Annotated in this window: 9 protein-coding genes and 3 pseudogenes; 6 read left to right on the top strand and 6 right to left on the bottom strand. The window is 66.6% G+C overall.

Features of this window, described 5'->3' with window-relative positions:
• Positions 1–49: 49 nt before the first annotated feature.
• Positions 50–182 (bottom strand): annotated as a pseudogene (locus ACZ47F_RS10265) (IS200/IS605 family transposase); the annotation flags it as partial.
• A gap of 15 nt (positions 183–197) precedes the next feature.
• On the opposite strand from ACZ47F_RS10265, the pseudogene ACZ47F_RS10260 reads away from it, so the two are divergent.
• From ACZ47F_RS10260 to ACZ47F_RS10235, 6 genes and pseudogenes are all read left to right on the top strand, one after another.
• Positions 198–335 (top strand): annotated as a pseudogene (locus ACZ47F_RS10260) (helix-turn-helix domain-containing protein); the annotation flags it as partial.
• Positions 336–343: 8 nt separating this feature from the next.
• Positions 344–1849, top strand: a complete 1506-nt coding sequence (locus tag ACZ47F_RS10255; protein ID WP_464924617.1) for a bifunctional enoyl-CoA hydratase/phosphate acetyltransferase — start codon at positions 344–346, stop codon at positions 1847–1849.
• An 8-nt stretch (positions 1850–1857) separates the two neighbouring features.
• On the top strand, positions 1858–3048 hold the full coding sequence (locus ACZ47F_RS10250) for an acetate/propionate family kinase (protein ID WP_464924616.1): 1191 nt from the start codon (positions 1858–1860) through the stop codon (positions 3046–3048).
• 18 nt (positions 3049–3066) lie between these two features.
• On the top strand, positions 3067–4491 hold the full coding sequence (locus ACZ47F_RS10245) for a dihydrolipoyl dehydrogenase (RefSeq protein ID WP_464924615.1): 1425 nt from the start codon (positions 3067–3069) through the stop codon (positions 4489–4491).
• Between the two features lie 21 nt (positions 4492–4512).
• Positions 4513–6891 (top strand): plasma-membrane proton-efflux P-type ATPase, encoded by a 2379-nt coding sequence (locus tag ACZ47F_RS10240; RefSeq protein WP_464924614.1) that lies wholly within the window; start codon positions 4513–4515, stop codon positions 6889–6891.
• Positions 6848–7075, top strand: a pseudogene (locus ACZ47F_RS10235) (helix-turn-helix domain-containing protein); the annotation flags it as partial. The gene ACZ47F_RS10240 and the pseudogene ACZ47F_RS10235, both read left to right, overlap by 44 nt.
• 328 nt (positions 7076–7403) lie before the next feature.
• On the opposite strand, the gene rimO reads toward ACZ47F_RS10235, so the two are convergent.
• The 5 genes from rimO to phaC all read right to left on the bottom strand — a co-directional run bounded on the left by rimO (position 7404) and on the right by phaC (position 13363).
• Entirely contained in the window at positions 7404–8804 is a 1401-nt protein-coding gene (rimO, locus tag ACZ47F_RS10230) for a 30S ribosomal protein S12 methylthiotransferase RimO (protein ID WP_464924613.1), read from the bottom strand.
• A 55-nt stretch (positions 8805–8859) separates the two neighbouring features.
• A complete protein-coding gene (phaR, locus tag ACZ47F_RS10225) occupies positions 8860–9402 on the bottom strand; it encodes a polyhydroxyalkanoate synthesis repressor PhaR (RefSeq protein ID WP_464924612.1) in 543 nt (180 codons plus the stop codon).
• Positions 9403–9635: 233 nt separating this feature from the next.
• Complete coding sequence (gene phbB / locus ACZ47F_RS10220; RefSeq protein WP_464924611.1) at positions 9636–10376, bottom strand: acetoacetyl-CoA reductase; 741 nt, start codon at positions 10374–10376, stop codon at positions 9636–9638.
• Positions 10377–10421: 45 nt separating this feature from the next.
• Positions 10422–11603 (bottom strand): acetyl-CoA C-acetyltransferase, encoded by a 1182-nt coding sequence (locus tag ACZ47F_RS10215; RefSeq protein ID WP_464924610.1) that lies wholly within the window; start codon positions 11601–11603, stop codon positions 10422–10424.
• A 26-nt stretch (positions 11604–11629) separates the two neighbouring features.
• Positions 11630–13363: a class I poly(R)-hydroxyalkanoic acid synthase gene (gene phaC / locus ACZ47F_RS10210; protein WP_464924609.1), complete on the bottom strand. Its 1734-nt coding sequence runs from the start codon at positions 13361–13363 to the stop codon at positions 11630–11632.
• Positions 13364–13417: the final 54 nt, after the last annotated feature.

Below are 13417 nucleotides of genomic sequence, written 5' to 3'. Positions count from 1 at the left end.
GGGCGGGTTCGGTGCGCGCGGACGGCACAGCCATCCTTGCCTTTGGTTTTCAGTGTGGAGTCTGCTGCTGCCGGATGTACTGGCGCACAATGGAAATCCGGGCACCGCCACAGCTTGAGGCGAAGTAGGACGGCGACCTTGGGCGGATATTCCACGAGCAGATGCACATGATCGTCCTCGCCAAGAATGATTGAGCCATGCAGCGCCTTCAAGCCTTCACATTTGAGTTGATGCCGACAGGCAAACAGCAGCGCCAAATGCGCCGCCTCGCCGGGTCGTGCCGCTTCGTGTGCAACAAGGCGCTGGCGTTGCGGAAGGCGCGCTACGAGCAAGGAGAGGCACCATGCCGCGCTTAATGGCAGCAGGAGTCTTCGACCCTCAGACGGGGGAGGATGTCAACGACCAGATCTGCAACCGCACCTTCGATGAAATCGCCTTGGGCGACAGCGCCAGCCTGCAGCGCACCCTCACGCTCAATGACATCGCCACCTTCGCGGTGATGTCGGGCGACGCCAACCCAACGCATGTGGATGCCGATTTCGCCCTTAGCACGCCGTTTCACCAGGTCGTGGCGCACGGCATGTGGAGCGCCGCGCTGCTGTCCAACCTGCTCGGCATCGAACTGCCTGGGCCGGGCACGGTGTATGTCGATCAGGCGCTGTCGTTTCACCAGCAGGTGATGCTGGGCGACACGGTCACGGTGACTGTGACCGCCCGCGAGAAATTCGCCGACTCCCACCGCATCCGCTTCGACTGCACCGTGGTCAACCAGCACGGGCAGACCGTGGTCTCTGGCAACGCCCTGGTGCAGGCGCCGACCGAAAAGGTCTGTCGTCCACGCACCCATCTGCCGCAGTTGCATCTGATCGACCCAGGGCAGCGCCTGCTGGCGCTCGTGGCCAGGGCGCGCGAGGGCTGCAAGGGCCTGCGGCCAATGCGCGTGGCGGTGGTACATCCAGTGAACGCCGTGTCCATCCAGGGCGCGATCGATGCGGCGCAGGCCGGGCTGATCGAGCCGGTGTGGGTCGGGCCGAAAGCGCGCATCCACGCCGCCGCGCAGGACGCCGGCATCGACCTGTCGCCCTGGCAGATCGTCCCCACTGAACACAGCCACGCCGCTGCCGAGGCCGCGGTGCAGCTGGCGCGCAGCGGCAAGGTCGGCGCGCTGATGAAAGGCGCGCTGCACACAGACGAGCTGATGCACGCCGCACTCGACCCGAACGCCGGACTGCGCACCGCTCGGCGCGCCAGCCACGTGTTCGTCATCGACGCCCCAGCGGCAGATCGCCTGCTGTTCATCACTGATGCGGCGATCAACATCGCCCCGGATTTGGACACCAAGCGCGACATCGCGCAAAACGCCATCGATCTGGCGCAGGCGCTGGGAATCGCCACACCGCGCCTGGCGATCCTCGCCGCGGTGGAGACGATCAACGCCCGTATGCCGGCCACGCTCGACGCAGCCGCACTGTGCAAGATGGCCGACCGCGGACAGATCAACGGTGCCATCCTCGACGGCCCGCTGGCGTTCGACAACGCCATGTCGCTGGCCGCGGCCAAGACCAAGGGCATCGACTCCCCCGTGGCCGGGCTGGCCGACATCCTGCTCACCCCGGATCTGGAGTCGGGCAATATGCTGGCCAAGCAACTCGAATATCTCGGCGGAGCCACCATCGCCGGGCTGGTGGTCGGTACGCGCGTGCCCATCATCCTCACCAGCCGCGCCGACGGCGTGCAAGCGCGCCTGGCCTCGTGCGCGCTGGCCGTACTGCAGCGCCAGGCGCGGCTGCGGGCGGCAGGCCAACTCGACCCTGCCGTTCCCCCGGCGGCCGCGGCACCAAGCACCTAAACGCGGCCATGCCATCCCCCACCCTGCTTTGCCTGAACACCGGCTCGGCCAGCCTGAAGTTCGCTTTGTTCGACCTGGCCGACTGCAGCGGCCCGCACCTGCCCGCCGCCCTGCTGCGCGGCGAGATCGATCAGCATGACGGCCAGACCACGACGCTGCGCTGGACAGATGCGCAGGGCCGGTCGGGCCAGAGTGCCTCGAGAAAACCGCGCGGCGACATCCGCGCCGAGCTCGACATCCTGCTGGGTCGGCTCATCCTGCCTGCCGGCTGCGGGCCGATTGCGGCTGTGGCCCACCGCATCGTCCACGGCGGCGAGCGCTACACCAGCGCGCAGCGCATCACCCCCGAGGTACGTACCGGGCTCGATGCACTGCGCAGCCTCGCCCCGCTGCACCAGGGGCCGGGGCTGGCCGGGGTGGACGCCGCCAGCGCGCGCCTGCCCGGTGTACCGCAGATCGCATGCTTCGACACCGCATTCCACGCCAGCCAAAGCGATCTGGCGCGGCGCTACGCCATCCCGCGCGACTGGCATGACAAGGGCTTCAAGCGCTACGGCTTTCACGGTCTGTCGTATGACGCCATCTCGCGCAAACTGCCGCCATTGCTCGGCGCACGCGCCCTGGGCGCGGTGATCGTCGCGCATCTGGGCGGCGGAGCGAGTCTGTGCGGTATGCGGCAGTTGCGCAGCGTGGCCACCACCATGGGATTCACCGCTCTGGACGGTCTGGTCATGTCCACACGCAGCGGCGCGATCGACCCCGGGTTGGTTCTGCACTGGATCACCGAGGAAGGACTGGATGCAAGGCAGGTCACCGCGATGCTCTACCACGACAGCGGCCTCAAGGGCGTCTCCGGCCTCAGCAGCGACATGCGCACCCTCGAGGCCAGCGCCGACCCGCACGCCACCGAGGCGATCGCGCTGTATGCTGCCAGCGTGGTGCATCACATCGGCGCACTGGCCGCCGACTTGGGCGGGCTGGATGCGCTGGTGTTCACCGGCGGCATCGGCACGCACAGCGCCCGCGTCCGGCAGGCGGTGTGCGGCGCGCTGTCGTGGCTCGGGCTGCGCCTGGATCCGCTGGCCAATGCCGCAGCGCAGCAGCGCATCACCCAGGAGGACAGTCCTGTGCCGGCCTACACGCTGCCCACCGACGAAGAAGGCGTGATGGCGCTGCAGGCCGCTGCGCTGCTGGCTTGAACTCAAAGGAGTCTCGAGGTGGACACTGCGTCTCAAACCCCGCTTTCCAATCTTCCCGAAACGGTGGATGTGCTAGTGCTCGGCGCGGGCGGCGCGGGCTATCCCGGAGCATTCTTTCTCGCCAGGGCAGGGCTGAAGGTGGCGATGGTCGATCCAATCGGCAACCTTGGCGGCGACTGCCTGGCCGAGGGCTGCGTGCCGTCGAAGGCGGTGCGCGAGGCCGCGCTAGTGCGCGGTCTTGCAGCGCGCCTAGACCACTTCGGCCTGCGCGGCGGCCCGCCCGCGGTGGATTGGCGCGCGGTGTTGGCGCACAAGGACCGGGTGCAGCGCACACGGTACGCGCAGCATGCGCGGGAGATCGCCCAAGGCACAGTCGCTTTCGTTCAGGGGCGCGGGGCCATTGTCGACGTCGATGCGGTGCGCATCGACACGCCGCACGGCACACAGCGCACCGTGCGTTTTGCGCACCTGATCCTCGCCACGGGCTCGGCGCCCGCACGTCTGCCAATTCCTGGTGCCGAACTGGCGCTGACCTCCCACGACCTGTTCCGTCTCGGCGCCGACCTGCCCTTGCCGCGGCATCTGGTGGTGATCGGCGGCGGCTACATCGGGGTGGAAACCGCCTCGATGCTGCAGGCACTGGGGGTGCAGTGCACCGTACTCGAATTCGCAGCACAGCTGCTCCCCGGGTTCGACGCCGAACTGGCCGCCTTGCTGCACGCCAGCCTGTCGCAGCGCGTGCGCATCGAACTCTCCGCCCGGGTGCTGTCGATCGCGCGGGAAGGCAATGGTTTTGCCGTGCGATACCAGCAAAACGGAGGCGAGCGCGCCGTGCAGGGCGACGCGGTGCTGATGGCCACCGGGCGCGTGCCGGTCCTGCCCGACGGCGTCGAACACCTGGGGTTGACATTCGATCGCGGTCATGTAGTGGTCGATGAAACGCTGCGCACCAGCCATCCCGCCGTCTGGGCGCCGGGCGATGTGAACGGCCGCAGCATGTTGTTCCACTCCGCGGTACGCCAGAGCCTGGTGGCGGCGCACTGCATCGCCGCCGGCGGGCAGGCGGTCGATCGCATGCGGTTCGACGCGGTGCCAATGACCGTGTTCACCGAGCCGGAACTATCGCATGTCGGCCAGACCGCCGCGCAGGCCGAAGGCAGGCTCGGCGCTGGCGCCGTGGTGGTCACCCGCTACGACGATGCACAGGACGCGCGTGCGCAGATCTACGGCGACACGCAAGGCTTCATCAAGCTGGTGTTCGGGCGTGCGGACGGCCGGCTGCTCGGCGCGCAGATCGCCGGCATGGACGCAGCGCAGCTCATCGCGCCTTTGACGCTGGCGCTGGAACAGGGCTTGACCGCTACGGCGCTGGCCGATGCGGTGTTTCCGCATCCGATGCTCAGCGAGGGCATCAACCAGGCGGCGCGGACCGTCTGTCCCTAGAGCACCGCGAGGAAGCCGCCGATGTCCGCCTCCGCCGCAACCGTTACCCGCCCTGCACAGTCCGATGGCCTGCCGCCGACCGACCCTGCCAAGGGTTTGTCCACCACCGAGGCCAGCACGCGGCTGGCGCGCTTGGGCCCGAACACGATCCGCGAAAAGACCGATCCCCCCTGGCGTCAGCTGCTCGCCAAGTTCTGGGCGCCGGTGCCATGGATGCTCGAGGCGGTCATCGTCCTGCAGGTCTTGCTCGGGCGGGGTGTCGAAGCGCTGATCATTGCTGCACTGCTCGTGTTCAACGCCGTGGTCGCGTTCGTGCAGGAGCAGCGCGCCAAAGACGCGCTGGCCTTGCTGCGCCGGCGGCTGCAGGTCAGCGCCCGTGTGCTGCGCGACGGTCAATGGCAGCAAATCCCCGCCGAGCAACTGGTGCCGGGCGATGTGGTGCATGTACGCGCCGGCGACATCGTGCCAGCGGATCTGCTGCTCTTCGACGGTGCGGTCTCGCTCGATCAGGCTGCGCTCACCGGCGAGTCGCTGCCGGTCGATGCCGCCGCCGGCAAGTCGGCTTACGCCAGCGCCATCGTCCGACAGGGCGAGGCCAGCGGCACGGTCACCGCCACTGGCGCGCGCACCACCTTCGGCCGCACTGCCGAGCTGGTGCGCGCATCGGCTGCGCCGAGCCATATGCAGCGCACCATCTTTGCGATCGTCAAACGGCTGGTGGCGTTCGATGCGGTACTGGTCGCGCTGGTCATCGGCTTTGCGCTGTGGCATCACCTGCCGCTACTCGACACTGCGGTGTTTGCGCTAATGTTGCTGGTCGCCTCGGTGCCGGTGGCGCTGCCGGCGACCTACACCCTCGCCACTGCGGTCAGCAGCCAGCGCCTGGCGCACCAGGGCGTGCTCGTCACCAGGCTGCCGGCGGTCGAAGAAGCCGCGGCGATGGACACGCTGGTGTCGGACAAGACCGGCACGCTCACGCAAAATAGCCTGCGCTTTGCCTCGGCCATCGTGCTGGCACCCGGAGCCGACGACGCTGCCGTGCTGCGTGCCGCCGCGCTGGCCAGCGACGAGGCCACGCAGGACCCGCTCGATCTGGCCGTGCTCGCCGCCGCGCGCCAGCGCAAGCTCCTCGACGGCGCACCCGCGCGCACCGCGTTCCATCCCTTCGGTCCGGCCACGCGCCGCAGCGAGGGCGTCTATGCCGTAGACGGCAAGCCTTGGTATGCGGTCAAAGGCGCAGCCAATGTCATCGGTCTGCTGTGCCGGCTCGACGGCGCGCAGCAGCAAACGCTCGACCAGGCGGAAAAGCAGCTCGCCAGCAGCGGTGCGCGCGTGCTCGCGGTCGCCGCGGGCACGGACGATGCGCTGCAGCTCCTCGGCGTCGTCGGGCTGTCCGACCCGCCGCGGCCCGACGCCGCCGAGTTGATCGCGCGGATCAAGCAGCTCGGCGTGCGCGTGTGCATGGCCACTGGGGATGCGGAGGAAACCGCGCGAGCGATCGGCGCCAAGCTCGGCCTGGGCACACGCGTGTGTCAGGCCAAACCCGAATCGCTGCAGCATCCCGAGCAGTGCGATCTATTCGCCCGCGTGCTGCCCGAGGACAAGCACCACATCGTCGCCCGGCTACAGCAGACCGGGCATGTCACCGGCATGACCGGCGACGGCGTCAACGACGCCCCCGCGCTGCGCCAGGCCGAGCTTGGCATTGCCGTGGCCAGCGCGACCGATGTCGCCAAGGCTGCGGCCGGCGTGGTGCTGACCGACCCCGGGCTCGGCGGCGTGCTCACCGTGCTGCGCGAGGGGCGCGAGGTGCACCGACGCATGCTCACCTACACACTGAACAAAGTGCTGCGCACCCTCGAGATCGTGCTGTTTCTCACCCTGGGCCTGCTGCTCACCGGGCAGTTCCTGATCTCACCGCTGCTGATCGTGCTGATGCTGTTCGCCAACGACTTTGCCACCATGAGCATCGCCACCGATCGTGTGCGGCCCGCAGCGCTGCCGCAGCACTGGCAGATCGGCAAGCTGATGGGGGCCTCGGTTGTGCTCGCGCTGCTGAGCCTGCTGTTTGCCGCCGCGGTGTACGTCTGGGCGCACGCGCAGGGTCTGAATCCAGCGCAGTTGCAGACCGTTGTGTTCCTGCTGCTGGTGTTCGGCAATCAGGCCGGCATCTATCTGCTGCGCAGTGACGGCCCGCTATGGCGGCTGGCGCCTTCGGCGTGGATGGCTGCGGTCAGTCTCGGCGATGTGCTGGTCGTCTGCCTGCTGGCCGGTCTGGGCGTGCTGATGGCTGCGCTGCCGTGGCCGGTGGTCGGTGCCGTGCTGCTGGCCACGGTGGTGTTCACCCTGCTGCTCGATGCGATCAAACCTCCCTTGCTGCGGCGCTTTGCCATCGCGTGAGGAAAACCGCATGACCCGGTGCGCGACAAGCCCCGCCGTTCAGGGCGGGTTCGGTGCGCCGGGCGCTGAAAGCGTCCTGATAACGCCGTATATTCATCCAAGCATGCAGCGCCTCCAAGCCTTCAAATTTGAACTCATGCCGACAGGCGAACAGCAGCAGATGCGCCGCTTCGCGGGCGCGTACCAGGTGGTGTTCAATGAGGCGCTGGTCTTGCAGAAGGCGCGCCGCGAGCAAGGCGAGAAAAAACTCGGCTACGCCGGGCTGTACAGGGAGCTGACCGCGTGGCGCAATGGGGCGCCCAGGCCTTCCGGACGGGTTGCGCCTTGGTTGGCTGATGCGCCCGTCCATCCGCGGCAACAGGCGCTCTGGGACCTGGAGCGCGCCACTGATCAACGTGCCGCTGTTCTGGCCAATACAGCTCGTCGCCTGGATCGCCCCGCAGCATTGAGCGAACCTCTGCAAGGTCGCGCATCCCGGCACGGCGCGCGAAACGGCGGCGATGCGCCCTCGCTCAGATCAGCTCACCGACCAGGTCGTGCCCGTCGGTGCGGACGATGCGCACCCGCACGAACTGTCCTGCGCTGCGCGCCAGCCGCAGCTTCTGCGACGGCCTGGCCGGTGCCAGCACATGGACCTTGCCGTCGATTTCCGGGGCATCGGCATAGCTGCGACCGATCGCACCCTCGCGGCTGGCCTGGTCGAGCAGCACCTGCATCACCTGTCCTACCCGTTTTTGCAGCTTGCGCGTGGACACGGCTTCCGCCACGGCCATGAACCGGGCGCGACGCTCCTCACGCAACGCCTCGGGCAGTTGCCCCGGCAAGGCGTTCGCTGCGGCACCCTCGACCGGGGAATAGGCAAAGCAGCCGACCCGGTCGAGTTCGGCCTGCGCGATGAAATCGAGCAGGGCCTGGAATTCTTCCTCGGTCTCGCCCGGAAATCCGACGATGAAGGTCGAGCGCACCACCAGATCCGGGCACATCTCTCGCCAGCGGGCGATGCGCTCGAGGTTGCGCTCGCCACTGGCCGGACGCTTCATGCGCCGCAGCACATCCGGATGCGCATGCTGCAGCGGCACATCCAGATACGGCAGGATGCGTCCTTGCGCCATCAGCGGCAAGACCCCGTCCACATGCGGGTAGGGATAGACATAATGAAGCCGCACCCAGGCCTCATGCTCTGCCGCCAATGCGCCCAGCGCCTCGACCAGTTCGGTCATCCGGGTGCGGATCGGGTGCCCCTCCCAGAAGCCGGTGCGGTATTTCAGATCCACGCCGTAGGCGGAGGTGTCCTGGCTGACCACAAGGAGTTCCTTCACTCCCGCTTCGAGCAGCGCGCGGGCTTCGCCGAGCACATCACCAATCGGACGCGAGACCAGATCACCGCGCATCGCCGGAATGATGCAGAAGGTGCAGCGGTGGTTGCAGCCCTCGCTGATCTTGAGATAGGCGTAATGCCTGGGCGTGAGCTTGATGCCGGCGGGAGGCACCAGATCGACGAACGGGTCGTGCGGCTTGGGCAACACCGCATGCACATGCTGCAGCACCTCGTCGGTGGCATGCGGCCCGGTGACGGCGAGCACCTTGGGATGCACTGCACGCACCAGGTTAGTGCCGGTGGCCGCATCGGTGCGCGCGCCCAGGCAGCCGGTCACAATGACCTTGCCGTTCTCGGCCAATGCCTCGCCGATCGCGTCCAGACTCTCCTGCACTGCGGCGTCGATGAAGCCGCAGGTGTTGACGATCACCAGATCGGCCCCGGCATAGCTCTTGGAGGTGTCATAGCCCTGCGCACGCAACTCGGTGAGGATGCGCTCGGAATCGACCAAGGCCTTGGGGCAGCCGAGTGAGACGAAGCCGATTTTCGGCGTTGCTGCTGCCGCGGCGGGAGAGGGACGAGGTTGTTGTTCCATCCCCGCATTGTCGCTGAAGGGCCACCCGCACGGCAGAGGTCGGCCGCCTCGCGGGTCACTTCTTCTCGGGCGGTTTGAATGCGCCGAGCATCTGCCTGGCCTGCTCCTGCATCTGCTCCTGCATCTGCATGTAGAGGTTCTTGCTCTGCTCCAGGTAGTTGCCCATCATGGTCTGCAGCATGGGGCTTTGCACACTGAGGAACTGGCTCCAAGCTTCGGGGTTGAACGCGCCGGCCTGATACATGCCGCGCGACTGCTCGGACAGCTTGTTCTGGATGTCGATGAACGCCTGCACATTCTTTTCCAGATAGCTGCCCATCATGCCCTGCATCGCATGGCCGTAAAAACGGATGATCTGCTCGAGCATGGCCGCGCTGAACATCGGCACGCCGCCGCTTTCCTCCTCGAGAATGATCTGCAGCAGGATGCTGCGCGTGAGGTCTTCACCGGTCTTGGCGTCCTGCACCACGAAGCGGGTGCCGTCCATCACCAGCTGTTTCACGTCACTGAGGGTGATGTAGGCGCTGGCCTCGCTGTCGTACAGGCGACGGTTCGGATATTTTTTGATGATGCGGGTGGAAGAATCGGGCGTGGACATGGGCGGGTGATCGGGTGGAAAAAATCTGCGGGCAGGATTCTTTTTGCGATTGAACCATAACCCGCGGCGCAGACCACCGAGACTTTCCCGCCCAGAAGGTTGTGAATCTTTCTGCGGCGCGGCCCGCTGGCCGCAACGCACTGGGCTCGGGTCTCGCCGATCTGGTTGATCTGTCTCGACCCTGCGCGCCGTGTGCATGGGCAGCAGGCCGCTTGCGACGACATCTTCACCACTCAGCTCATGTGCAGCCCGCCGTTGCACGAGAACTCCGCACCGGTGGTGAATCCGGCATCCTCGCTGGCCAGCCAGGCTACGATCGACGCCACCTCCTCGGGTGTACCCAGACGCTTGACCGGAATCGATGCGATGATCTTGTCGAGCACGTCCTGCCGAATGCTCTTGACCATGTCGGTGGCGATATAGCCGGGCGCCACGGTGTTGACCGTCACGCCCTTGGCCGCCACCTCGAGCGCGAGCGACATGGTGAAGCCGTGCATGCCCGCCTTGGCCGCGGCGTAGTTGGTCTGGCCGAACTGGCCCTTCTCGCCGTTGACCGACGAGATGTTGATGATGCGCCCCCAGCCGCGCTCGACCATGCCCTCGATCACCTGTTTGGTCACATTGAACATGGAGTACAGATTGGTGCGCAGCACCAGGTCCCAGTCCTCGTAAGTCATCTTGCGCAGCACCGCGTCGCGGGTGATGCCGGCGTTGTTGACCAGGATGTCCACCTGCCCGTGCTCGGCAAACACTTTCTGGAATGCCGCCTTGGTGGACTCCCAATCCGCGACATTGCCCTCCGAGGCATAGACGTCGAATCCCTGCGCACGCATCGATTCGAGCCAGCTGTCCTTACGGCTGGAATTGGGCCCGCAACCCGCAATCACCTTGTGTCCCGCCTCGCACAGCCGCTTGCAGATCGCGGTGCCGATGCCGCCCATGCCGCCTGTGACATAGGCCACTTTCTTGTTCATTGCAATCTCCTCTTCTGGTTCGACCGGTATGCGTGTGTGTTCGTTTTAGCGCTCCAGCGCCATCGCCACGCCCATGCCGCCGCCGATGCACAGCGAGGCCAGGCCCTTTTTCGCATCGCGCCGCTGCATTTCGTGTAGCAGGGTGACCAGGATGCGGCAGCCGCTGGCGCCGATGGGGTGGCCGATGGCGATCGCGCCACCATTGACATTGACCTTGGCGGTATCCCAGCCCATCTGCTGGTTCACCGCGATGGCCTGCGCGGCAAACGCCTCGTTGATTTCCATCAGGTCGAGGTCTTGCGGCGTCCAGCCAGCGCGCGATAGGCAACGCTGCGATGCCGGCACCGGCCCCATACCCATATAGGCTGGGTCGAGACCGGCGTTGGCATAGGCGCGGATGGTCGCCAACGGCTCGAGGCCGAGTTGCGCGGCGCGCCTGGCCGTCATCACCACCACCGCCGCTGCGCCGTCGTTCAGCCCGGAGGCATTGCCTGCGGTGACGGTTCCGGCTTTGTCGAACGCTGGCCGCAGCCCGGCCAGACTCTGCGCGGTGACGCCGTGGCGCACGAATTCATCGGTCGCAAATGCCACAGGATCGCCTTTTTTCTGCGGCAGCATCACCGGCACGATTTCGGCGTCGAACCGGCCGGCCTTCTGCGCCGCCTCGGCTTTGTTCTGGCTGGCCGCGGCAAAAGCGTCCTGCATCTCGCGTGTGATCCCGTATTTCTTCGCCACGTTTTCCGCGGTGATGCCCATGTGGTAGTGGTTGAAGGCATCCCACAGACCGTCGACGATCATGGTGTCGATCAGCTTCCAGTCGCCCATGCGCTGGCCGTCGCGCGAACCCGGCAGCACATGGGGGGCGGCGCTCATGTTCTCCTGACCGCCGGCGACGACGATGTCGGCATCGCCGGCGTGGATGGCCTGCGCGGCCAGCATCACCGATTTCAGCCCCGAGCCGCAGACCTTGTTGATGGTCATCGCTGGCACCATGTCGGGCAGCCCGGCCTTGATGCTGGCCTGGCGCGCTCCGTTCTGCCCGATGCCCGCCTGCAGCACCTGGCCGAAAATGACCTCGGACACCTGCGCTGGGTCGAGCTTCGCCCGCGCCACGGCCTCGCGGATGACCACCGCGCCAAGATCGACTGCCGGCACCTTGGCGAGCGCGCCGCCGAACTTGCCGACCGCGGTGCGCACTGCGGAGACGATCACGATGTCTTCTTTCATTTGTCACTTCCTTTCGTGAAATTGGTTCAAACGCGCACCTTGACATAGCGTCCGGGCGCGGGTTCGATCGGTTTGAAACGGGCATTGCCATGACGGCGGGGCGCGGCAATGTCCGGCCCGGCCTGCTGGCGCAGCCACTCGACCCAGTCGGTCCACCAGCTACCCGGGCGCTCGGTCGCTGCATCGAGCCATGCCTGCGCGCTGCGCGGCAGCTTGCGCTGCCCGGGGGGCGAAATCCAGTGGCTGCGCTTGTTGCGTCTGGCCGGGTTGATGACGCCGGCGATGTGCCCGGAGGCGCCCAGCACGAAACGCATCGGCCCGCCGAGGATCTGCGTGGTCTCATACGCGGTCTTCCACGGCACGATATGGTCCTCGCGCGAGGCGTATATGTAGGCCGGCAGGTCGAGCGACTGCAGAACCAGCGGCACTCCGGCCACGGTCAGCGCGCCGGGTATGCACATCTTGTTTTCCAGATAGGTGTTGCGTAGATACCAGGCGAACAGCGGGCCGGGCAGATTGGTCGAATCGGAGTTCCAGTACAGCAGATCGAACGGCGGCGGCGTCTCACCCTTGAGGTAGTTACCCACCACATAGTTCCACACCAGATCGTTCGGCCGCAGGCTGGAGAACGCCGAGGCCAGCTCGCGTCCGGTCATCAAGCCGCCCTTGCCCAGAGTGGCTTCGCGCAGCGCCACCGATGCCTCGTCCACATAGACGCTCAGAATACCGGTGTCGCTGAAATCGAGCATGGTGGTCAGCAGCGTGACACTGTGCGCGAACTGTTTGCCGCGCGTCTGCAGCACTGCCAGCGCATTGGCCAGCAGGGTGCCGCCGACGCAAAAGCCCAGGGTGTTGATGCGACGCTCGCTGCGACCCGCAGCGATGTCGCGCACCACTTCCATCGCGCGGATCGCGCCGTCCTGCACATAGTCGTCCCAGGTCAGGTGACCCATGCTCGTGTCCGGATTGGCCCAGGACATGACAAAGGTGCGATGCCCCTGCTCCACCGCATAGCGCACCAGCGAGTTGTCAGGCTGCAGATCGAGGATGTAGTACTTGTTGATGAACGGCGGCACGATCAGCAATGGCCGCGCATGCACGCGCTCGGTCAACGGGGTGTATTCGATGAGCTGAAACAGCGAGTTTTCATACACCACTTGCCCCGGGGTGGTTGCCACGTTGCGCCCAACCTCGAACATCGATTCATCGGTCTGCGTCAGGCGGCCCTGTTTCAGATCCTTGAGCCAGTTCTCCAGCCCGGCGCGCAGGCTCTCGCCCTGCGTCTGTAACGCCTTGTCCAGCGCCTCCGGGTTGAGTGGCAGAAAATTGGACGGCGCGGCGGCATCGACCCATTGCTGAACCGCGAACCTTAGCTTCTGCCGCGTCGGCTCGTCGGTCTGCACGCTGTCGGCCAGATCGAGCAGCGCGCGTGCGCCCAGCAGGTACAGCGCCGCGGTGTAGCGCGACAGACGGTTGCGGTTCCACGCGTCGCCGCTGAACCGCCGGTCATCGACCGCCAGCGCCGCAGTGTCACTTTGCTGCGGCAACAGCAGGGCGGCCCAGATCTGGCGCAATTCGTCGACATAGCGCTGCTGCAGTTGTTGCAGTCGCTGCGGGTCGATCTGGATCGCGGCTGCGCCGCCAGCACTTGCGCCGCGCCACCAGGCCGCCCAGGTCTGCGCCGCATCCGGCCAACGCAGTGCCTGGCCCGTACCTGACGACGCGCTGGCAGCCTGAGGGCTTGGAGAGGTTTGATCCATGGGGAGGGCGGCTGGAGGAGCTGATCGTCGCCGCCGATTGTCTGCGACGAAGCT

The sequence above is a fragment of the Thiomonas islandica genome, from assembly GCF_055383445.1.
Note: the sequence above shows the minus strand (reverse complement) of the source record. Positions and strands in the feature narration are given on the sequence as shown.